Source organism: Phyllobacterium sp. CCNWLW109 (assembly GCF_037203905.1).
Taxonomy (GTDB): Bacteria; Pseudomonadota; Alphaproteobacteria; order Rhizobiales; family Rhizobiaceae; genus Phyllobacterium; species Phyllobacterium ifriqiyense.
In genome coordinates this window covers 826088-847583 of record NZ_JBBCBK010000003.1, presented here as the reverse complement: position 1 = coordinate 847583, position 21496 = coordinate 826088, and the positions used below count along the sequence as shown (strand labels likewise).

Here is a 21496-nt window from a genome sequence, read left to right as displayed (position 1 = left end):
CTATCAGGAAACGTCGAACTCCAGCGGCTTGGCGGAAACGATCGCTTTATTGTCGATCAATTCCTGCAGAACTGCCTCTGGAATACGTTCGTCAAGATAAAGCAGTGCGATCGCATTGCCGCCTGGATGATCGCGGCCAAGCGAAAAGTTCGCAATATTGACTGCGTTCCTGCCGCAAATAGTTCCCAACGTGCCAATCATGCCAGGCGTATCATTGTTGGTTGTATAGAGCATGTGTTGGCCCACTTCCGCATCGAGGTTGATTCCCTTGATCTGAATGAATCGGGGCTTGCCGTCAGAAAAACAGGTTCCAGCAATTGAACGCGTGAGTGACGCGGTTTTAACTGTGAGCTTGATATAACCATCGAATACGCCCGACTTGTCGCGGCGCACTTCAGACAGCACAATCCCACGCTCTTTTACCATAACTGGCGCGGAGACCATGTTGACGTCGGCGACCTGCGGGCGGATCAAACCAGCCAGGGCCGCACTGATCAGCGCGCGTGTGTTCATCGCGGCTGTTGAACCATCGAAAAGAACTTCAACTTCCTCAATAGGCTCTTCGGTAACCTGGCCGACAAATGCGCCCAACACTTCCGCCAGTTTGACAAATGGCTTCAGTCGAGGTGCCTCTTCAGCGGTGATCGAAGGCATGTTTATCGCATTGGATACTGCGCCCTTGACCAAGTAATCCGCCATCTGTTCGGCAACCTGCAAGGCGACATTTTCCTGCGCCTCACTGGTTGAGGCACCAAGATGCGGCGTGCAAACCACGTTTGGAAGATGGAATAATTCGTTTTCAGTCGCCGGCTCAACTTCAAAAACGTCAATACCGGCTCCGGCAACCTTGCCGGATTTCAAAGCTGCGACGAGATCTTTCTCCACGATCAGACCGCCACGTGCGCAATTGATAATGCGAACACCATCTTTCATCTTGGCGATAGCATCAGCATTGATGATGCCACGGGTCTTGTCCGTCATCGGCGTATGTAGACTGATGAAATCTGCGCGCGCCAGAAGCTCATCCAGTTCAACTTTCTCAACACCGAGTTCCTCGGCGCGTCCCTCCGAAAGGAATGGATCGAAAGCTATGACATGCATTTTGAGGCCAACACCACGCGTGGCCACGATTGAACCGATATTGCCGCAGCCAATGACACCGAGGGTCTTGCCGGTAATCTCGACACCCATGAAGCGGTTCTTTTCCCACTTGCCTGCACGTGTCGATGCATCAGCTTCCGGCAATTCGCGAGCAACGGCAAACATCAGCGCAACGGCGTGTTCTGCCGTTGTGATCGAGTTGCCGAACGGCGTATTCATCACAATGATACCGCGGCGGGATGCAGCCGGAATATCAACATTGTCGACGCCAATACCAGCGCGTCCGATGACTTTGAGGTTCTTGGCGGCAGCTATGAGCTTTTCCGTAACCTTGGTCGCAGAGCGGATAGCAAGCCCGTCATACTGATCAATGACGTCGAGCAATTTGTCTTTGTCCTTGCCAAGATCAGGAAGGTAATCGACTTCAACGCCGCGATCCTTGAATATTTGCACGGCAGTTGGAGAAAGCTTGTCGGATACGAGTACGCGTGGTGCCATGATGGCCTCCATCTTAAGATCACATGATTGAATGGGAATGGCCGCATGGTTGCGGCCACCACTGAATGAAATCAGGCTGCCTGCTTCAACGCGGCTTTCTGTGACTGGAAAGCCCAGTCAAGCCACAATGTCAGAGCCTGGAGATCCGAAGCCTCAACCGTCGCACCCGCCCATATACGCAGGCCTGAAGGCGCATCGCGATAGGCGCCAATATCGAAAGCGACACCCTCTTTTTCCAGTGCCGTCACGATGTTCTTGGCAAAGGTTGCCTGCGCGTCTGGTTCGAGAGCCGTGATTTCTGGGTCAATAATCATCAGGCAAACTGAAGTGTTGGAGCGCGTTGATGGGACAACAGCCAAATTGCCAAGCCATGGCGAATTTTCAACGAAGGCATCAAGCACCGCAAAATTTGCGTCGGCGCGGCCAACCAGACCATCGAGCCCGCCGATAGACTTTGCCCAGTTCAACGCATCGAGGTAATCCTCGACGCAGAGCATTGAAGGCGTATTGATCGTTTCGCCGGCAAAAATGCCTTCGATCAGTTTGCCGCCAGATGTAAGGCGAAAAATCTTTGGCAGAGGCCATGCGGGCTTATAGGTCTCAAGACGCTGTACGGCACGCGGGCTCAAGATAAGCATCCCGTGCGCGCCCTCGCCGCCAAGCACTTTTTGCCATGAGAAGGTCACGACATCGAGCTTGTCAAAATCCAGACGCTGCGCAAATGCAGCCGATGTTGCGTCACAAATCGTCAAGCCTTTGCGGTCAGCGGGAATGAAATCGCCATTCGGCACACGCACACCCGAAGTTGTGCCATTCCAGGTAAAGACCACATCGCGGTCAAAATCCACCTTGGAAAGATCCGGCAACGCGCCATAACCTGCTTCGATAAGACGGGTGTCGGCAAGTTTCAACTGCTTCACGACATCTGTAACCCAGCCAGAACCAAAGCTCTCCCAGGCAACCATGTCGACACCGCGCTCACCGAGCAGCGACCAAAGTGCCATCTCGACAGCACCGGTATCTGAGGCAGGAACAATGCCGATACGATAATCGGCAGGCACCTGCAGAATTTCACGGGTAAGATCAATTGCCTGTTTCAGCTTGGTCTTGCCGACCTTCGCGCGATGCGAGCGACCAAGCGGTGCGTCGGCGAGCGCTTGGAGCGACCAACCGGGACGTTTGGCACAGGGACCTGATGAAAAATTGGGGTTAGCCGGGCGCTGCGCCGGCTTGGAAAGCGTCGTCATGTTTTCTCCTATCCTCTCAGATAGCTTGCCTCTCGTTGGGGAGAGGTGGCCCACTGCGGGAATTAGGAGAAATGTCGTTTGCAGTCAAGAAATATGTTTAGGTGCGACACAGAAAACAAAAACGGCGAGCCATCCGCCTCGCCGCTTTGTTGAGATTAACCGGTTCTATCAGAATGCGTAACGCACGCCGAGCTTGAAGTCATGCGAAGTAATATCCTTGAACTTCACTGACTCACCACGATTTGATCCATTATTATTGTAGAACGTGCCCGTCTTGGCATCACCGAGATCGACGTAACTATAGCCAAGATCAATAGTCATGCGTTCAGTCGCCTTGATGCCCACACCCGCATGCAGGGCCCATGCAAGGTTCCATTCCGATTCACTAGCTGCATAACCGCCGCCATTTGTCACAACATTGACATCCCGGAACCCGGAGATTGTGTTGCGCGATGCACCGATACCAGCACCGAGGTAAGGTGTTATGCCCGCATAGGTTCCAAGATCGGCATAGGCATTGGCGAGGAACAGCCATTCGGATTTTTTCGCGCTATAATCATTGGTGCCATTATCGCCACCACCAGGAACGCCGTCTGTATCGTAGTAATCCTGCGCACTGAAATCGGTTTTCCCGCGATACTGCGCCGTGACGTCTGCACGAAGCCAATCATTGAACTGATAGCCGACACCGATCTGACCGGTCATCCCAGCGTCAAACTCGCCATCATTGTTCCACCCGAAATCCTCGGGACCAGAAAAAGCTGAGTAGCTGAGGCCTTTCAACCGCTGGTTGCTCATACCGAGATCGCCGCGCAGATACCAACCACCGAATTGCTCTACCTCGACGATGGGTGCCTCCTGAATATCCGCAGCGAAGGCCGGGGCAGCCCCCAGGCAAAGAAGTGCTGCGCTCAGTGCAGCATATTTGTTAAAGGCGCTCATTTCTGTTCCCTCATAGGCCAAAGTCATCGCAGCGGATGCCACCAATAGTTGTGATCCGTACTATGAGTGGAAAAAGTTAAATCACGCTTAACCGTGTTTATTCACCATATCTATTAACGTTAATAAATTCTCACCGCGACAACGGACAATAAAAAAGGCCCACAAGGGGCCCTTTCTTAACTTGGTGAAATTCACATTCTATGCAGCTGACGAAATGACCGAAATAATGTCATTTACAACTGACTCCACCAGCTTGCGATCGTCCCCTTCCGCCATGACGCGGATCAATGGTTCTGTGCCAGACGGTCGAATGACAAGGCGGCCCGATGTGCCCAGACGACCGCGTGCGTCGTCAATCGCGCTTTTCACGTGCTTGTTCTCAAGCGGCTTTGTTCCCGTCGTGCGAACGTTCTTGAGAAGTTGCGGGACAGGTTCGAATTTGCGGCAAACCTCACTGACAGGTTTTTGCAATTGTTGAACGACTGCAAGTATTTGCAAGGCTGATACGAGACCGTCACCCGTGGTCGAGAAATCTGAAAGTACGATATGCCCCGATTGCTCACCACCAATATTGAAACCATGGTTTCGCATATGTTCAACGACATAACGATCCCCCACTTGCGTGCGCGCCAGCGTCAGGCCCCGATTGTCAAGGAAGCGTTCAAATCCAAGATTTGACATGATAGTAGCGACAACCCCGCCCCCGACAAGGCGGTCCGATTCCTGCCATGACTGGGCAATCACTGCCATCAGCTGATCGCCATCAATGATCGCGCCGTTTTCATCAACAATAAGCACACGGTCTGCATCACCATCCAGCGCAATACCAATATCGGCGCGAACCTCATGCACCTTCTTGATTAGGCCCAAAGGATGGGTGGAACCGCAATCTTCGTTAATATTTGTGCCGTTCGGTTCATTGTTGATGGTAACAACCTCGGCGCCCAGCTCCCACAGGGCGGCCGGTGCCACCTTGTAAGCTGCGCCATTGGCACAATCGACAACAATGCGCAGACCAGCCAGCGAGATATTCTTGGGCATGGTACGCTTGGCAAACTCGATATAGCGATAGATGTCACCATCCACACGCTTGGCACGCCCAAGCGCTTCGGAAGCAGATAGCCGATCGGCAAGATTTTCATCCATCAATCGTTCAATTTCGAGTTCGATAGCATCTGAAAGCTTGAACCCGTCCGGCCCGAACAGTTTGATGCCGTTATCCTGAAACGGATTGTGCGAAGCCGATATCATTACACCTATGTCAGCGCGCAACGACCGGCACAGCATCGCCACTGCGGGCGTCGGAATCGGGCCCAGAAGGAAAACATCCATTCCGGTTGACGTGAAGCCAGCCACCAAAGCGTTTTCGATCATATAACCGGAAAGTCTGGTATCTTTGCCGATAACGACGCGATTGCGATGCTCACCGCGTTTGAAGGCGAGTCCGACAGCCATGCCAACTTTCATGGCGATATCGGGTGTCATGGGATAGGCGTTTGCCTGTCCACGAATGCCATCGGTGCCAAAATATTTGCGAGCCATATAAGGTTATCCAGTTGTTGCGACACGTAGGCGTATAACGGCTACGATTATGGTTGAGTGATCTTGCTTATTGCAGAAGGACATCTCTTTCGCAGTTCACAAATTGTGTGAGGATTATACTAGAGCAAGTTTCGTTCACAAATCCCTCCTGCAGAACAATTCTAGTTAAGCAAGAAGGACTCTAAATACCGAGGCCTAAACAATTCGTGCAAAAGCGGCCGGTTTTCACCAGCCGCCTTTTTCATTCTTGTTGCAATCACGATTGCGGTTGAGGTTCTAGACCTTTGTCCGGCTCATCGCCTTTACGTGGTTTCTTGGCTCCGGCCTTGGGCACAGCCGATCCACGCGAAGGCGGTGTATCATCCCCAAGGTCGCGGGCAGGCTTGTTGCCAGCCATCAATGCCTTGATTTCTTCGCCGGTCAGCGTTTCATATTCCAAAAGGCCTTCCGCAATCGCAATCCATTCCTTTTTCTTCTTCGTCAAAATGGTGCGAGCAGCGCTATAGGCATCGTCAATCAGCTTACGCACTTCCGCATCAATCAACTGCGCTGTTTCTTCAGAAACATTCTGCGTGCGAGCGACTGAATGGCCGAGGAACACTTCTTCCTGGTTCTCGCCATAAGCAACCTGTCCGAGTTTGTCGGAGAAACCCCAACGCGTAACCATGGCACGGGCAAGCTTCGTTGCCTGTTCAATATCTGACGAGGCACCGGAGGTGATGTTTTCCTTGCCGAATTTGAGTTCCTCAGCAATTCGTCCACCCATCATGATTGCAAGGCGGGAAATCATCCACTTGTAACTCATGGAATAACGATCCGCTTCCGGCAACTGCATGACCATTCCAAGAGCCCGACCGCGCGGAATGATCGTCGCCTTATGCAAGGGATCTGCCAGTGCTACGTTCAGCGCCACGATAGCATGACCTGCTTCGTGATAGGCGGTCAGTTCTTTTTCTGCCTGCGTCATCGCCGTCGAGCGGCGTTCGGCCCCCATCATGATCTTGTCTTTAGCGTCTTCGAATTCCTGCATGGTGACAAGGCGTTTATTGCGCCGTGCAGCCATCAAAGCACCTTCATTGACAAGATTCATCAAATCGGCGCCCGAAAAACCCGGCGTACCACGTGCCAATACTTTAAGATCGACATTTGGTGCCAAAGGTACGTTGCGCACGTGAACCTTGAGAATTTTCTCACGACCGGCAACATCAGGATTTGGAACAACGACTTGTCGGTCAAAACGACCCGGACGCAGCAATGCTGGATCAAGAACATCCGGACGGTTGGTGGCGGCGATCAGGATAACACCCTCATTGGCCTCAAAACCATCCATCTCGACCAGCAACTGGTTCAATGTCTGTTCGCGTTCATCATTACCGCCACCAAGACCTGCACCACGATGGCGACCTACCGCATCGATCTCGTCGATGAAGATAATGCAAGGAGCATTCTTCTTGGCTTGCTCGAACATGTCGCGAACGCGGGAAGCACCCACACCGACAAACATTTCCACAAAGTCCGAACCGGAAATGGTGAAGAACGGCACATTGGCTTCGCCGGCAATGGCGCGGGCAAGCAAGGTTTTACCGGTACCGGGCGGCCCGACGAGCAGGACACCGCGTGGGATACGTCCGCCCAAGCGCTGGAATTTTTGAGCGTCACGCAGGAACTCGACGATTTCCTCAAGATCTTCCTTGGCTTCATCGACACCAGCTACATCCTGGAAAGTAACCCTGCCATGCGCTTCGGTTAGAAGCTTGGCCTTGGATTTGCCAAACCCCATAGCGCCACGCGAGCCGCCTTGCATCTGCCGCATGAAGAAAATCCACACGCCGAGAATAAGGATCATCGGCAGCCAGGAAATCAACATACCAACCAATGAGGTCGAACCGTCAGATTCAGGGCGGGCAGCGATCTGAACATTCTTGCTTTCCAGACGGCCGACCAGACCCGGATCGCCGGGTGAATAGGTCTGGAAGTTGGAGTTGTTGTCCGTATACGTGCCTGTGATGCGATCACCAGTGATGGTTACCGACTTCACGCGTCCGCTGTTCACATCAGTGATGAATTGCGAATACGGCACATCACTCGATGCTGAACGCGATGTAGGGCTTTGGAAAAGATTGAACAACGCAATCAGAAGCAGAGCTATTATCGCCCACAGCGCGAAGTTCCGGTAGTTAGGATTCATGTCAGGTCCCATCAATTGCACCCGCAAACGCGGAATTTGCATGTAACATAGGTTCGAAGCGCGCCCTTGCCAAGGCTAGCATTCGACTTCAGCTCAATTCTTGTTAATCTGGTTTACAGGATAGCGCTTGTAAGCCGGTATTTTGAGCATTGTAGCAACGCATTGCGCCAATAATTGGTCGTATCCTACGAGAATATTGTCAAACAAGCCAACATAACGCTCGATTATCAATCCTTCAGGCAATTTACCGTGATCATCGAAGACAGGACTGTGCCTGACGCCGTTCATGACAATAGCCGGGCTCGACTGGGCTGACGGACCATGAACATTGTCCATCCGGCTTTTCAATTCAGCAAGTCCCTGCACGCCGCAAGCATCAATGATGACAGAGCGCTTTCCGGCATTGGTCAATCTATAGCGTCCGTCCCAGATCACGGACATTCCCGGCTCAACGGTCAGCGTAGGAATTGAACGCATTTCGCGATAGAGCAAAGTATTTTCTGGTCTCGTTTCAATGATGCAACGCCCGATCGAGAGCTTGCTATGCGTGTCAGCCTCTTCGATAAATTTCAGTGCTTTTCTGCATGATGTTGCAGAGGGCAAAAAAGATTGGCCTCCCATGATAGCAAGCAGCACGCCAACAGCCAATTCTTGCACTTCCAGCTTCTGCTGATCCCAATTTTCCCGGTTGATCTGCGCCTTGATGCCGCCCAATACCGTTATACAGCTCGGCAATGCCGTCGTTACCTCCGCGTTGAGATTCAGCCGCTTTGATGCCTTGTGCTTGATTTTTGATTGAAGTTCGTCGAGATCATTTTCCTGAATGCTTTTTCTAACCCGGACACGTTCATATTTAAGACTATCGTTCGAGGGGTCGTCTTTCCACGTCACTCCAAGCATCCGCAGATAGTCTCGAAGCTCTTCACGGCGCATGTTCAACAGCGGTCGCACCAGCCACACTTCGCGCTCCAGCAAGGTCGCAAGCGCCATGCCTGCCTGCCCACGCTCGCTGCTATCAGCAACGCTGCGATCAGAGCGCATCAGGAATGTTTCAACCTGATCATCAAGCGTATGGCCCGTGAGGATTATCCCTGCTCCGGCATCGCGCGCTGCATCACACAGAAGCTTGTAACGTATCTCACGCGCCTTGGCAGAAAGGCCCGTGTCTGGTTTTTGTCCGTGCCATGACAATATCCGATGGGAAATTCCTGCTTTTTGGCAAAGTTCTCCGACATAATTTGCTTCATCGCGGGATTCTGGTCGAAGCCCATGATCAATTGTTACAGCTACTATTTCGGGAAAGGACGGCCGGGATTTACGATACTCGAGAAGCAGATGGAGCAACGCCAAAGAGTCACTACCGCCGGAAACCGCAACGACGATCGATAGCGAGCCTTCAAAATCAATTGCCGAGAAGATGCCGTTCAGATCGATCGTTTTTTCAGCACTTGTTGGCAGCACGCTCATTCTTCACGCGCTCTTTGATCGCCGCCGAAATGTTTGGATACCTGGAAGTAACAGATGCAAATGTCGCGCAAGCCACATCATGATCTTTCATTTTTGCCAGCGTCATGCCTAGTTTGAGCAGATTCTCCGGACTTTTCTTTGAATCCGGAAATTGCTTGTGATTGTCCAGAAAAACCGATGCAGCCTGTTGGTAGCGGCCCTGCCCGAAAAGCGATTCTCCAAGCCAGTAGCGGGCGTCGGCATCAGCTGGATCATTGGGAAAGCGATCGACATGGCTACGGAATGCAACCTCTGCGCTGCGATAATCGCCCGACAGGAAAAGTTGATAGGCCTGGCTGTACAGCGCTTTCGGGTCATCGGTCTGCGGTAGAGCAGCGACAGTTGTGTTATCCGCCTGCTCAGGATTTTCGTTGCGCGTTCCACCGATTACGTTGCCATTGGCATCAAATTGAATCTGTCCGAGCGTTTGTGGCGGTACGCCAAACACCGAATTGTTGGAAGGATCAATCTGTGGGTCAATAGCAGCGGAATCGGTGGAGGCATCTGTCGATGCCTCCGTATTATGCGGAGCGCGGGGAGCTTCGGCGACCGTCCGGTCGCCCTTGCCGCCAGCGTCGGAACGCTTGCCCTTTTCAAGTTCCTGAAAGCGGAACTCATTATCGTCCTGAACTTTCCGCATTTGCTCTTGCATTTGCAGAAGCTGGAAGTTCAGTTCTTCGATTTTACCGGTCAGTTGCCTGATCTGCTCTTCCAACTGGCTGACACGAGGATCACCCGCTTGTGCCATGAGAACAGGCGCATCCATAGCGCCGACCGTCGCCTTGGGAGCTGGCGGAAAAACCCCGCCGCCTCCACTGGCCGCGTGGCTCGCGCCGGTTGCCAATAATGGCACCAGCGTCATCGCCACTACAAAACTCTTCAATCGTTTGTTCATTCCTTTACCGCCCCTGATATGGGAATTTAACACTGCAACCTTTTGCAGCAGCCCTATCTATCATGAGCAAGGCGACTTCGGCCAAATTTTGTTTCAACATGTTATAAAATACAAAAAGCGGCCCTAAAGCCGCTTTTTATCAACTTTTAACAGTAGGCTTAGCTGCCAGCGCCACCGAGAACGGTGATTGCACGACGGTTCTGCGACCAGCAGGATTCCGAATCGCAAACCGCGACAGGGCGTTCATTACCGTAGGACAGTGTCTTGATGCGCTGGGCTGGAACTCCGCGCGCCGCCAGGAAGTTGCGGGTAGCGGCTGCACGGCGCTGGCCAAGGGCCAGATTGTATTCGCGAGTGCCGCGCTCGTCGGCGTGACCTTCAACAGTGATTGCATAGTTAGGATAACGCTGCAGCCATTGCGCCTGCTTTGACAGGGTCTGCTGAGCATCAGCACGGATAACTGACGAGTCAACGTCAAAGAAAATACGGTCGCCAACGTTAACTGTGAAGTCCTGCGTCGAACCGGGCGTTGCAGCGCCGGCACCCAGGCCGAGGTCGCCGGCACTGTTGACTGGCTTCTTGGCGCAACCCGCGATAGCGAGCGACAGGAAGAGGGCGACGAAAACTGGACTGCGAGCGATCATTTCGAAGCGGCGCATGAGCCTGAACTCCTTGAGAATTGGATTTGTTTCGGTGAACAAGCAGTAACCATATTGAGGTTAAGACCAATTCAAGAAACAGGGTTAATCCACTCTTAACATCAGGATTAACGGCGAAACTTAATGGTTGTGCCGCATCCTTAATGCAAGGAATGCGGCGGAAAAACGACATTCCCGGCGATGTTGGAAAACAACGCCGGGAATCGCCTTAATTCATCAAAACAGGTGCCTTTATTCCAGCAATGGCGACCAAGCCGGGTCAGAAGCCAGATTTGGAGTCTGGATTTGCCGCAAGTTGCGTCCTGTCAGATCGACGGTCATGAGATGCGGACTGTTTGAGCCGGGAGGCATGCGGAAGAACATCAGCACGCGACCGTTTGGCGCCCATGTAGGACCTTCATCATGATAACCGCTTGTCAGAATACGCTCGCCGGAACCATCGGTTTTCATCACACCGATGGAAAATTGTCCGCCGGATTGTTTGGTGAAGGAAATAAGATCACCGCGAGGAGACCAGACCGGAGTTGAATAAGAACCGTCGCCAAATGAGATACGCTGCGGATTGGAGCCATCGGCGCCCATCTTATAAATCTGCGGGCGTCCGCCGCGATCAGACTCGAACACGACCTGCGTTCCATCTGGCGAGTAGGATGCGCCGGTATCGATTGCAGAAGTACTCGTCAGACGTGTCGTCGTGCGGCTGCGCAGATCCATCGCATAAACATTGGCACTGCCGTCTTCCTGCAGAAGACTCATCACAACCTTTTGCCCATCTGGCGAGAAGCGCGGCGCAATCGTCATGCCGGGGAAATTTCCGACAAGTTCGCGCTGGCCGGTCTCAAGCTGCAACAAGTAAATCTGCGGCTTGCCACCTTCATAGGACATATAAGTGATTTCCTGACGGCTTGGTGAGAAGCGCGGTGTCAGAACGAGGTCCTTGCCATTGGTCAGGTAGCGCACATTCGCGCCATCCTGATCCATGATTCCAAGACGCTTGATGCGTTTTTCCTTGGTGCCGGATTCATCAACGAACACGATGCGCGTATCAAAGTAGCCTTTTTCACCCGTCAGCTTTTCATAAATCGCATCGGCGATAATATGAGCAACACGGCGCCAGCTGTCAGGAGCGGTAAAAAACTGCTGACCTTCAAGCTGTTGGCCGGCAAATGTATCCCAAAGCCGGAACTCTGCCTTCAGCCTGCCATCACCTTGCTTGGTCACGCGGCCGGTGACCAGTGCTTGCGCATTGATAACCTTCCAGTCTTCAAAACGGGGTGCAGCATCTGGATTGGATATCTTCTCGATGAAGGCTCCCTTGTCGACCGGAGCAAACAATCCTGAGCGTTCAAGGTCAGCAGCGATAACGCCGGAGATTTGAGCGCCAAGCTGATCGCCGGACAGAAAATCTGTAATCGCGATGGGCATAGGCTCCACAACACCTCTGGTGATGTCGAGTTTAAGCTCAGCGCGGGCTGGCAAAGTTGCAATCATGGACGTCGCCATGACCAGCGCAACTGCGGAGAGGAATAAACGGGATAATTTCAGCATTAGTTCAGGGCCCTCTTTTGGCTGGCCTATGGTGATTTTCAGGTTGCACCCGGATAGAATGTCAATTCGACAGTCGACCAGGTATCATACTTGTCTTGCGGCAGGTTGAACGGCGCAGATCGCATAACAGCTCGCAATGCGCTGCTCTTGACTGCATTCAAAAGTCCGGCATCCGCTCCAGTGCCGCTAACTTCAGGGCTGCCGTCAATCTGGCCGTCCTGAGTAAGGCGGAACCGCACAATAATCTTCATATCCGGCGATTCTTCCGCGCCAACCGGCTTGTTCCAATTGCCTTCAATGATACCACGCAATGCGTCCATCTCGCTCTGGCTGAGAGAACTGCCGCCCGTCGTTTTACTTGCACCCAGCGAAGCTTGGTCGGTTGAGCGTTTTGCCCCGCCAGCTGATGCTTTTTGCTTGTTGAGCAAATCCGCAACTTGATCCGCGATACCGTCCTTTTCCTTTGATGGGGTCGAAGCGGTCTGCGTTTTCGGTTTCTCAGGCGTTTCCTTACGATCAGGTGTCTTGGCGGTCTGCGCTGGCGGCGTTGGCTTGGCTTGCGGCATCGCAACCTTTTCCGGCAACTTGAACTCTTCTTCGGCAGGCTTTTCGGCTTGCGGAGCAGGTTCAGCCTTTGGCGTTTCAGCGGGTGCCGGTACAGGTTTCACATCATTAATTGCTTCCGCAACAGGATCAGGCTTGACCTCCTGCTTGGGCTCCGGCTCTGGCTTGACTTCTGTAGCGGGTACAGGTGTTGGCTTCGGCTCAGGCTTTACTTCCGGCTTTGGTTCAGGCTGAGGGTCCGGTTTGGCGACAGGCGTTTCCGAAGGCTTGGGCGCTTCTGCCGCCTCTACAGGCTTCGCTTTTGTCTCGGTTGCGGGTTTGGTTTCCACATCCGTCTCGCTGTCACCGACATTTTGTGCGTCAGGAATCGTTTGCGGCTTCTGTGTCGGCTTTGGTGCCGGCTTCTCGTTCTTCTCGGCTTTCTTATCGCCTTTTTGCAGCTGGCTCACATCGGACACAATATCAATGGGCATAGATTCCGAGTTAGCCATATCCATCGGGGTTGGCGCAGAAAACGACAACAGACCCCAGCCGAGCAAAGCGGCGTGGATTATTGCTGAAGATGTGATGCTGCCCCGCATAATGGATTAGTTACCTTCCGGCAGACTTACGAGACCGATGTTCTTGAAACCCGAACCCGATATCTGTGCCATAACCTTCATGATCGTACCGTAGTCAGCAGCCTTGTCGCCCTTGACGAAAATGCGTTCTTTATAGCCTGTCTTGGCGATTGCCTGCAGTTTGGGCACGATTTCTTCAAGAGGAATTTCTGTTTCCTGGAGATAGATCTGACCTTGCTGGTTGATCGTTACATAGATCGGATCCGCTTCGCTATTCAGCGTCTGCGCCGATGTTTCCGGCATATCGATCGGCACACCAACGGTCATCATCGGTGCGGTTACCATGAAGATGATCAACAGCACGAGCATGACGTCGACCAACGGTGTCACGTTGATCTCGCTCATCACGCCCTTGCTGTGCCGACCGCGACGGCGGCGACTACCACCAGAACCATTATTTCCTATAGACATGCCCATGGCATCAATTCTCGCAATTGCTGTATCTGTTGCGCAGGCTTATGTACGCGGCAGTTTCTCATCGATTTGCCGCGATAGTATGGCGGAAAACTCATCGGCGAAGCCTTCCATGCGGGCGGTCAATTTACCGGCATCACTTGAAAGCTTATTGTAGGCAATAACCGCAGGAATAGCGGCGACGAGACCAATTGCCGTCGCCAAAAGCGCCTCAGCAATACCCGGTGCGACGACAGCCAAACTTGTCGACTTTGAACCCGCAATACCCATGAACGATGTCATGATACCGATAACAGTTCCGAACAGACCAATGAATGGACCGGCGGAACCGATGGTAGCGAGCGAAGTCAGCCGGGCAGCGAGATAATCGCTTTCGCGGGCAAGTGCCACGTCCATCGCCTTGTCGATACGCATCTGCAAAGCAATGGGTGAGCGGGCGCCCTTTTCGAACGACTTCTTCCATTCGCGCATCGCAGCGATGAAAATAGCGCCCATTCCCGTTGTGCGCTTATCGCCAAGATTGCGATAGAGTTCCTCAAGCGATTGGCCGGACCAGAAAACCTGCTCGAAGCGGTCAAATGCACGTTTGGCCCGCCCAAAGCCGAGACTCTTGTCGAGAATGATACCCCAGGTCCAGATTGATGCACCCAGCAATCCCACCATCACGAGCTTGACGATAAAACCTGCCTGCCAGAACAATCCCCAGAGGGAAACATCTGTATGAACGGCAACGGCTGTTAGATCTTCCATATTTATCCTCGAATCCGAAAACCCGGCTTGTTGACCGGGGCACAATCGTTTCAATCCAGATGAGCCACGTTTAAAAACCGGATTTATTTCCAGTAACCTTAACGCGGCTTCTTTACGTTAATTTTGGTAAAACGAAGGCGTTAACGCCAAACGCCCCGTTTCATAGCCTTATTCATGATTTGTTATGGTTAAGGATCAGTTATGATTCATGGGACTGATCAATATAAATGGCAATATCTTATGTCCGTGGATTGAAAAGCTTGACCCACTCTGCCGGAAATCTTCGCGGACGACCTGCATTATTGACCATCGCTGCCTCGACAACAGCCGAGATGAGCAAATCACCGTTGCGTTTTATAGCCTGATGCATTTCCACCCGTGCTCCCGATATGGCGGCAGTGTGAGTTTCAACCGTTAATACATCGTCGATGCGGGCGGGCGATCTGAAATCGATTTCCATCCGGCGAACGATCCAGACGAGATTTTCACCGAGTTTTCCTTCGGCAAGTTCCGTATGGTGTACCCCCAGCAAGCGCAGATAATCCGTGCGACCGCGTTCCAGAAACTCCAGATAACGCGCGTGATAGACGACACCTGAGAAGTCCGTATCGGCATAATAGACCCGGGCCTCAAGCCTGTGCCCCTCATCTGTCAGCGCGCCAGCCAACCCGCTCATCAGTTGTCATCCTGAAAAAGCGCGATCTGCTGCTGAACAATGTCGGCAGGCGCGGTCAATCCCAGATGTTTCCAGGCATTCACGGTCAATACCCGTCCGCGCGGCGTGCGTTGGAGAAAGCCCTGTTGGATCATGTAGGGCTCAATGATATCTTCAATAGCGTCACGCGGCTCTGAAAGCCCAGCGGCTATTGTTTCAATGCCCACAGGCCCGCCACCAAAATTATGGGCGATCATCGCCAGATAGCGTCGGTCCAGCTGGTCAAGGCCAAGCCTGTCGACTTCCAGCCTTAATAGCGCCGAGTCGGCAGTTTCACGGTCGATCTTGTCTTTACCATCGACAATGGCGAAGTCCCTCACCCGGCGAAGCAAGCGTCCGGCAATGCGCGGTGTCCCGCGTGAACGCCGGGCAACTTCCAGTGCGCCATCATCCGTCATGCCGATTCCCATGATACGCGCACCGCGACGCACAATGTGCTCCAGCTCCTCAACGGTATAGAAATTCAACCGGACGGGAATCCCAAAACGATCACGCAAAGGCGTTGTCAGCAAGCCAAGCCGGGTGGTCGCGGCAACAAGTGTAAATTTTGCAAGATCAATCTTCACGGATCGGGCCGCTGGTCCCTCGCCAATAATCAGATCGAGCTGATAATCTTCCATAGCAGGATAGAGGATTTCCTCGACTGCAGGATTCAACCGATGGATTTCATCAATGAAAAGAACGTCATTTTCTTCCAGATTGGTCAGGAGCGCCGCAAGATCGCCTGCCTTGGCGATCACTGGTCCGGAGGTCGAGCGGAAATTGACGCCAAGTTCTTTGGCCATGATCTGCGCCAATGTTGTTTTGCCGAGACCGGGAGGGCCAACAAAGAGCACATGATCCAGCGCTTCACCGCGCGACTTGGCAGCTTCGATGAATACTTTCAAATTGGCGCGCGCCGCTGCCTGACCCACAAAGTCGGCAAGGGTTTGCGGGCGCAGCGAAGTATCAAGATCTTCCCCGCGCTTTTCCGGTGTTATCAGACGGCTTGCATCACTCATGCGCCTGTCCTCGCATAGACCGAACGTTCAGACAATGCATCACCGCGACAGCTCTTTCAGCCCCAACCGTATCAATTTTGCCGAATCCGCATCCTCGCCGGCATTTTTTAACGCGGCGGCAATGGCATTGGCAGCCTGGTCGCGTGAATAGCCAAGATTGGTCAGCGCTGAAACAGCATCTGTAACTGGCGCAGGGGCGACGCCCTCACCCAGTTCCTGTTTGAGCCCGATGGTTCCCATTGCTTCACCCGCAAAGGCGGGAGCTTTGTTCTTCAGCTCCGTCACGATTCGCTCGGCAACACGCTTGCCGACGCCGGGGGCTCTTGAAACCATCGCAATGTCACGCAGCGCGATCGCGTTGGCAAGATCAGATGGCGTCAGAGTGCCGAGTACACTCAAAGCAACCTTGGCACCAATTCCCTGAACGCTCTGCAAGAGCCGAAACCACTCGCGCTCGAGAGCGGTTCCAAAGCCGAACAAGCGGATAAGGTCTTCACGCACATAGGTTTCAATCAGGAGCACAACCGCTTCACCAGCCGCCGGGAGATTGGACAAAGTGCGCATTGAGCAAAATACAACATAACCAACACCGTGCACGTCGACGATCACGTGATCTTCGCCAATTTCGTCTACAGTACCCTTGAGTTTACCAATCATGCCATTGCCGCCAATTTTTGTTCGATCAAAAGACGGCCGATTGCGCTCTGTCGGTGATGTGCATGGCAAATGGCGACGGCTATAGCATCGGCCGCATCATCCGTATCGAACATTGCCTTCGGCATCAAAACCTTGACCATCATATGAATTTGCTTCTTCTCGCCATGGCCGACACCGATGACGGCTTTCTTGACAGCGTTGGGAGCGTATTCCGCAACCTTCAGTCCTGCAAGCGCGGGAACGAGAAGAGCAATCCCTCGTGCCTGCCCCAGTTTCAGCGTAGCAGTCGCGTCCTTGTTGACGAAAGTGTGCTCGACAGCCGACTCGTGCGGTTTCTGATCGTGGATGACACCGGCAAGCCCATCATGCAACTGGCAAAGCCGGGAGGCGAGATCAAGTTTCGCATCGGACAAAATCGTCCCGGAAGCAACGAAACGCAGCGAATTACCCAGCGTTTCAATGATGCCCCAGCCTGTGCGGCGGAGGCCGGGATCAATACCGATGATGCGAATCGCTTCTTTCATTGCCAAACCTTATCTGCGTGTCATTTAACATGACAGCACAAAGGTGAACAAAAGCGAAACAAACGTTGGAAAAATTATCGATGCCCGAAAGCAGTTGCCAAAAGGCTGATTTGATCCGACACGGGATTCGTCGACATGAAGCGATCATGCTCAATGCCCGCTCCGTCATTGTAGATTTCATCATCCATCTGGCGAACACGCGCTTGCAGTCTCAATGAACGATGAACAATCTCGCAGTAGGAAAGCGGAATCTCATCCCAGCCCTCCACTGTTTCAGGTGCCGAATCCGTATCAAGCCGAACCTTGGCTTTTTCTGACATGACTTGTTCAAGCGTCATCTCGCCACTGCGCGACGCCCTTTGCAGCAAAAGCCACGAAGCGACCTGCATCAAGCGTGTCGTCAAGCGCATCGATTCGGCAGCGTAAAGCGTGGCTGCGGTCCGTGAAAGCCGACGCGCGGCCTCGCGACCCTCGCCGTCAAGATAGGCCGCCGCCTCCTCAACAAGGTTCATTCCTTCATCGTAGATGTGATTGAAACTTTCGGAGCGAACCATACGATCTGCAAGCCGGATCGTGTTGTCTGCCTTGAATTCCTGTTCACCCATCATGTGCCCTGTCATCTAAAATATGCGCTGCCGCAATCCGCTATTTTCGTCAAAGCAGTAGCCCCTTACTGAAGGAGGAGCCGGAACAGCACAACGGTCGGCGGGCAGTAATCCCCGCAACCTGCCCGTATGTGCACAGTGACGCAAGTTTATCCTTAATAAAGGGTTAACGGCAGGGCGATCAGCGAATGGACAGAGGATATAAACATAAAAAAAGAGCCGCAAAAACGAGGCGGCTCTCAGGAGTCTAACAGGGAGGCGTCAAACAAAGTGGCCAAACCACTTGGTAAGAATCCAGAAAACTGGATGACTTATTTATAGATTGTAATGCTTAACGAGTGGTTAACCTGAACAAGTCGAGAAAATTTGCCTAAAAAGCTGCATTCGTTGCTGCTGGTTACAGATCACCTATTTCACGTGCCCTTTTGCGCAATTCAAACTTTTGGATTTTGCCGGTTGATGTTTTGGGTATTTCCTCAAACACCACATGCCTGGGACATTTATAGCCCGCCAGCAACCCTTTACAATGAGCCATCAACTGCTCGGCAGTCGCTGTATATCCCTGTTTCATTTCGACAAAAGCCAAGGGGGTTTCGCCCCACTTTTCATCAAGTCGGGCCACTACGGCACAGGCACCCACACCCGGAAATTTATAGAGCGCGTCTTCTACTTCTATGGAGGAAATATTCTCTCCGCCCGAGATAATGATGTCCTTGGAACGATCCTTAAGTTGAATATACCCATCCGGATAGGTCACGCCCAAATCGCCGGAATGAAACCATCCGCCCGCAAAGGCTTCATCGCTTGCTTGGCGATTTTTCAAATAACCTTTCATAACGATATTGCCGCGAAACATGACCTCGCCAATAGTTTCGCCATCTGCCGGCACTGGCTCCATGGTTTCCGGATCGAGCACTGCAAGGTTCTCCAGCGCTGTATAACGGACCCCTTGCCGTGATTTCTTGACAGCCTGTGACGATGGAGAAAGCAGGTTCCATTCATCCTGCCATTCATTCACCACCGCAGGGCCATAGGTCTCCGTAAGCCCATAAAGATGCGTCACTTCAAACCCTGCCTCTGCCATACCGGCCAGTATGGATTCAGGCGGCGAAGCTGCCGCGGTGTTAAACGAAACCGTCTGGGGGAATGTCCTTTTATCGCTCTCGGCGGCATTGATTAAGGTCGACATGACAATGGGTGCGCCACAAAGATGCGTGACGCCATGATCGGCAATCGCATCGTAAATCGGCTTTGCCCTGACCCAGCGAAGACAGACATGGGTCCCGAACTGCAACGCCAACGTCCAGGGGAAGCACCAGCCGTTGCAATGAAACATTGGCAACGTCCAGAGATAAACGGGATAACGCCCGAGCCCTGAGGCAACAATATTGCCATAACCCATCAAGGCTGCGCCGCGATGATGATATACCACACCCTTGGGATTGCCCGTGGTGCCGGATGTATAATTGAGCGTTATTGCATCCCACTCATCATCAGGCATCGACCAGAGATAGTCCGGATCGCCGCTTTGAACGAAAGCCTCATAGTCCAGTTCGCCAATCCTGGGTCCCTGTGCATGAGGCGCATCCTCGGCATATTCCGTATCCACGAAATCAATGACAATGGGCTTAACCTTCGCCAGCTTGAGCGCTTCGTTGAATACCTTTGAAAACTCGGTATCGACAATCGCGATCTTCGTTTCCGCATGGTCGAGTTGAAAAGCAATAATCGCCGGATCCAGCCGCGTGTTCAGTGAGTGCAATACGGCTTTTGTCATGGGCACGCCAAAATGTGCTTCAAGCATAGGCGGCGTGTTGGAGAGCATCACCGTAATGGTGTCACCTTTACCGATGCCCTTGTGGGCTAAGGCGGAAGCAAGTTGGCGCGTCCGTCGATAAAAAGTGCCGTAATCAGTCTTTTGCGAGCCATGGATTATGGCAGTTCTGCCAGGATAAACACGCGCCGCACGCTCCAGATAGGAAAGCGGCGTCAACGGCTGATGGTTTGCCGGGTTGCGATCCAGATCCTGCTCGAAAATATTGCCCATACAGGTCGCCTCCCACAACGATGAAGCCATCTTAACTTAGCTTTGTCGGCGGGGGCTAGAGCCTTTCCTGCTTAAATGGAAGCAGTTCTGTTTCTAGTTAAACAGGAAAGGCTCTAGTGGCCACGCTCACAACAAAATTACGAGCGCGATCTGATTGGGCTTGGCTGCTTACGTCACGACCTTCAAAGTGGTCACGGCCATGGTTTTTCCGACCAGCACAGGTTTTGCCGGACTCGGTTTTTGAACCGGACGCCCGCCCCAACCAATGCGGGGCAACCATTCCAGATAATAGGCAAGGGCAAATTGGGCCATGATACCACTGGCGACCAGCAATGTGTCATCCAGCAGCCCACCTGGGTTCATGACCTTGACGACCTGGGCAACCATGGCAAGGATCGTCCCTGCCACAAACACTGGCAGTGAATGTTTACCCAGGATCGCTAGTGGATGATCCTGCGAGGTGCGTGCAAGATTGGAAAGCGCAGGCACCGAGACGATCACATAAGCAAGCGCCAGAACATGAGCCAAGCGGGTCAAAGACAAGAATGTCTTGTCAAAGCCTGTCAGAACCATGGGCAGTCCAAGCGACGTATCCACGCCCCAAAGCGGCCAGCGCACCCAAACCAGCGCGATCAGAATATAAGCGATCGACAGACCAAACAGATATTTGTTGAAGGCAATGGCGCCGCCACGACGAACATGCATGACACCCGCAATACCGATGACGAACAGGAATTGCCACGACAGCGGATTGAGGAACCACACACCATCCGTCGGATAGTTTGGTGGTGCGATCTGATAGATACCTGAAACCAGCCACAACACGCCCGAAACACCAATCATGGCGCTCAGACTGATGCTGCCAATTGCCAAGAACAATGGCAGCATCAAAAGCAGCACGCCATACATGGAAAGAATATTATTATAGCCTAGCTGATGGCCCATCGTTGCCAGCCCGATCAGCGCCTTTGCAGGCTGATCCATCAGCGGTCCGATATTGATAAAGGACATGAATTCAGGACGTTTCAAATAAAGACCTGCGGCACAGAAAACGGTGAGCGTCGCTATCGTCGTCAGAATATGTGTGCTGTAGAGCGTGGCCGCGCGCCGCCAAGCCTTCAACGTCATAAGCATACGATTGCCTGGCTCGAATTTGGAGCCGTAAGCTAAACCAACGGCGATACCTGAAATCAGAACGAATGCCTCTGCGGAATCGGAGAATCCCAGATTCTTATGCGTCAAATGCTCGAAAATAGTGCCCGGAATGTGATTGACGAAAATGGTCAGCAGCGCCAAAGCCCGAAAGACGTCAATGCGGGTATCCCGCTGTTTTGTCATGGACTGTGTCATGAAATTCACCATTTCCTATCAATACTATGCAAGCATTGCGTTCCCGGCCTCGTTGGGAACGACTCATTTGGGCAGTTGCGATTTGATAATGCCTAGGTAAGGCAAAAGTTGCGGCAGCGCCGA

The 21496-nt window shown here is 52.8% G+C and carries 19 protein-coding genes; all 19 read right to left on the bottom strand.

The window, feature by feature from the left end; all coding sequences use genetic code 11:
- Window positions 1-3 precede the first annotated feature (3 nt).
- The gene (serA, locus tag V9K92_RS14690; RefSeq protein ID WP_115054223.1) at window positions 4-1599 is read right to left on the bottom strand and encodes a phosphoglycerate dehydrogenase; all 1596 of its coding nucleotides are present in this window, start codon (window positions 1597-1599) and stop codon (window positions 4-6) included.
- Window positions 1600-1670: 71 nt separating this feature from the next.
- The gene (locus V9K92_RS14685; RefSeq protein ID WP_337354293.1) at window positions 1671-2846 is read right to left on the bottom strand and encodes a phosphoserine transaminase; all 1176 of its coding nucleotides are present in this window, start codon (window positions 2844-2846) and stop codon (window positions 1671-1673) included.
- A gap of 168 nt (window positions 2847-3014) precedes the next feature.
- On the bottom strand, window positions 3015-3788 hold the full coding sequence (locus V9K92_RS14680; RefSeq protein ID WP_115054221.1) for an outer membrane protein: 774 nt from the start codon (window positions 3786-3788) through the stop codon (window positions 3015-3017).
- Window positions 3789-3986: 198 nt separating this feature from the next.
- Window positions 3987-5330 carry a phosphoglucosamine mutase gene (glmM, locus tag V9K92_RS14675; protein ID WP_115054220.1) on the bottom strand — a complete coding sequence of 448 codons (1344 nt, stop codon included), beginning with the start codon at window positions 5328-5330 and terminating at the stop codon, window positions 3987-3989.
- Window positions 5331-5586: 256 nt separating this feature from the next.
- A complete protein-coding gene (gene ftsH / locus V9K92_RS14670; protein ID WP_115054277.1) occupies window positions 5587-7518 on the bottom strand; it encodes an ATP-dependent zinc metalloprotease FtsH in 1932 nt (643 codons plus the stop codon).
- Between the two features lie 93 nt (window positions 7519-7611).
- A complete protein-coding gene (tilS, locus tag V9K92_RS14665) occupies window positions 7612-8985 on the bottom strand; it encodes a tRNA lysidine(34) synthetase TilS (protein ID WP_337354292.1) in 1374 nt (457 codons plus the stop codon).
- Window positions 8960-9919, bottom strand: coding sequence for a tol-pal system protein YbgF (ybgF, locus tag V9K92_RS14660; protein WP_337354291.1), 960 nt, complete (start codon window positions 9917-9919; stop codon window positions 8960-8962). Before ybgF ends, tilS begins: the two co-directional genes overlap by 26 nt.
- A 158-nt stretch (window positions 9920-10077) precedes the next feature.
- Complete coding sequence (gene pal / locus V9K92_RS14655; RefSeq protein ID WP_115054218.1) at window positions 10078-10578, bottom strand: peptidoglycan-associated lipoprotein Pal; 501 nt, start codon at window positions 10576-10578, stop codon at window positions 10078-10080.
- 231 nt (window positions 10579-10809) lie between these two features.
- On the bottom strand, window positions 10810-12126 hold the full coding sequence (tolB, locus tag V9K92_RS14650; protein ID WP_115054217.1) for a Tol-Pal system beta propeller repeat protein TolB: 1317 nt from the start codon (window positions 12124-12126) through the stop codon (window positions 10810-10812).
- Between the two features lie 38 nt (window positions 12127-12164).
- Window positions 12165-13271: a hypothetical protein gene (locus V9K92_RS14645; RefSeq protein ID WP_115054216.1), complete on the bottom strand. Its 1107-nt coding sequence runs from the start codon at window positions 13269-13271 to the stop codon at window positions 12165-12167.
- 6 nt (window positions 13272-13277) lie between these two features.
- Window positions 13278-13727 (bottom strand): protein TolR, encoded by a 450-nt coding sequence (tolR, locus tag V9K92_RS14640; RefSeq protein ID WP_115054215.1) that lies wholly within the window; start codon window positions 13725-13727, stop codon window positions 13278-13280.
- Window positions 13728-13766: 39 nt separating this feature from the next.
- The gene (gene tolQ, locus V9K92_RS14635; RefSeq protein ID WP_008128090.1) at window positions 13767-14474 is read right to left on the bottom strand and encodes a protein TolQ; all 708 of its coding nucleotides are present in this window, start codon (window positions 14472-14474) and stop codon (window positions 13767-13769) included.
- Between the two features lie 238 nt (window positions 14475-14712).
- Window positions 14713-15150, bottom strand: a complete 438-nt coding sequence (ybgC, locus tag V9K92_RS14630) for a tol-pal system-associated acyl-CoA thioesterase (RefSeq protein WP_115054214.1) — start codon at window positions 15148-15150, stop codon at window positions 14713-14715.
- The gene (gene ruvB / locus V9K92_RS14625; RefSeq protein WP_337354290.1) at window positions 15150-16190 is read right to left on the bottom strand and encodes a Holliday junction branch migration DNA helicase RuvB; all 1041 of its coding nucleotides are present in this window, start codon (window positions 16188-16190) and stop codon (window positions 15150-15152) included. Before ruvB ends, ybgC begins: the two co-directional genes overlap by 1 nt.
- A gap of 39 nt (window positions 16191-16229) precedes the next feature.
- Window positions 16230-16847: a Holliday junction branch migration protein RuvA gene (gene ruvA / locus V9K92_RS14620; protein WP_115054212.1), complete on the bottom strand. Its 618-nt coding sequence runs from the start codon at window positions 16845-16847 to the stop codon at window positions 16230-16232.
- The gene (gene ruvC, locus V9K92_RS14615; RefSeq protein ID WP_115054211.1) at window positions 16844-17371 is read right to left on the bottom strand and encodes a crossover junction endodeoxyribonuclease RuvC; all 528 of its coding nucleotides are present in this window, start codon (window positions 17369-17371) and stop codon (window positions 16844-16846) included. The genes ruvA and ruvC overlap by 4 nt, the downstream gene beginning before the upstream one ends.
- Before the next feature lie 74 nt (window positions 17372-17445).
- Window positions 17446-17979 (bottom strand): protease adaptor protein RcdA, encoded by a 534-nt coding sequence (gene rcdA / locus V9K92_RS14610; protein WP_443094469.1) that lies wholly within the window; start codon window positions 17977-17979, stop codon window positions 17446-17448.
- Between the two features lie 394 nt (window positions 17980-18373).
- Window positions 18374-20023, bottom strand: a complete 1650-nt coding sequence (locus V9K92_RS14605) for an acyl-CoA synthetase (protein WP_337354289.1) — start codon at window positions 20021-20023, stop codon at window positions 18374-18376.
- Between the two features lie 168 nt (window positions 20024-20191).
- Complete coding sequence (locus tag V9K92_RS14600) at window positions 20192-21382, bottom strand: OpgC family protein (protein ID WP_443094472.1); 1191 nt, start codon at window positions 21380-21382, stop codon at window positions 20192-20194.
- Window positions 21383-21496: the final 114 nt, after the last annotated feature.

What these genes read in the sequence shown, in the direction of transcription:
- serA (WP_115054223.1), bottom strand. Translation starts at nt 1,599, where the DNA reads ATGGCACCACGCGTACTCGTATCCGACAAGCTTTCTCCAACTGCCGTG.
- V9K92_RS14685 (WP_337354293.1), bottom strand. Translation starts at nt 2,846, where the DNA reads ATGACGACGCTTTCCAAGCCGGCGCAGCGCCCGGCTAACCCCAATTTT.
- V9K92_RS14680 (WP_115054221.1), bottom strand. Translation starts at nt 3,788, where the DNA reads ATGAGCGCCTTTAACAAATATGCTGCACTGAGCGCAGCACTTCTTTGC.
- glmM (WP_115054220.1), bottom strand. Translation starts at nt 5,330, where the DNA reads ATGGCTCGCAAATATTTTGGCACCGATGGCATTCGTGGACAGGCAAAC.
- ftsH (WP_115054277.1), bottom strand. Translation starts at nt 7,518, where the DNA reads ATGAATCCTAACTACCGGAACTTCGCGCTGTGGGCGATAATAGCTCTG.
- tilS (WP_337354292.1), bottom strand. Translation starts at nt 8,985, where the DNA reads ATGAGCGTGCTGCCAACAAGTGCTGAAAAAACGATCGATCTGAACGGC.
- ybgF (WP_337354291.1), bottom strand. Translation starts at nt 9,919, where the DNA reads ATGAACAAACGATTGAAGAGTTTTGTAGTGGCGATGACGCTGGTGCCA.
- pal (WP_115054218.1), bottom strand. Translation starts at nt 10,578, where the DNA reads ATGCGCCGCTTCGAAATGATCGCTCGCAGTCCAGTTTTCGTCGCCCTC.
- tolB (WP_115054217.1), bottom strand. Translation starts at nt 12,126, where the DNA reads ATGCTGAAATTATCCCGTTTATTCCTCTCCGCAGTTGCGCTGGTCATG.
- V9K92_RS14645 (WP_115054216.1), bottom strand. Translation starts at nt 13,271, where the DNA reads ATGCGGGGCAGCATCACATCTTCAGCAATAATCCACGCCGCTTTGCTC.
- tolR (WP_115054215.1), bottom strand. Translation starts at nt 13,727, where the DNA reads ATGGGCATGTCTATAGGAAATAATGGTTCTGGTGGTAGTCGCCGCCGT.
- tolQ (WP_008128090.1), bottom strand. Translation starts at nt 14,474, where the DNA reads ATGGAAGATCTAACAGCCGTTGCCGTTCATACAGATGTTTCCCTCTGG.
- ybgC (WP_115054214.1), bottom strand. Translation starts at nt 15,150, where the DNA reads ATGAGCGGGTTGGCTGGCGCGCTGACAGATGAGGGGCACAGGCTTGAG.
- ruvB (WP_337354290.1), bottom strand. Translation starts at nt 16,190, where the DNA reads ATGAGTGATGCAAGCCGTCTGATAACACCGGAAAAGCGCGGGGAAGAT.
- ruvA (WP_115054212.1), bottom strand. Translation starts at nt 16,847, where the DNA reads ATGATTGGTAAACTCAAGGGTACTGTAGACGAAATTGGCGAAGATCAC.
- ruvC (WP_115054211.1), bottom strand. Translation starts at nt 17,371, where the DNA reads ATGAAAGAAGCGATTCGCATCATCGGTATTGATCCCGGCCTCCGCCGC.
- rcdA (WP_443094469.1), bottom strand. Translation starts at nt 17,979, where the DNA reads ATGATGGGTGAACAGGAATTCAAGGCAGACAACACGATCCGGCTTGCA.
- V9K92_RS14605 (WP_337354289.1), bottom strand. Translation starts at nt 20,023, where the DNA reads ATGGGCAATATTTTCGAGCAGGATCTGGATCGCAACCCGGCAAACCAT.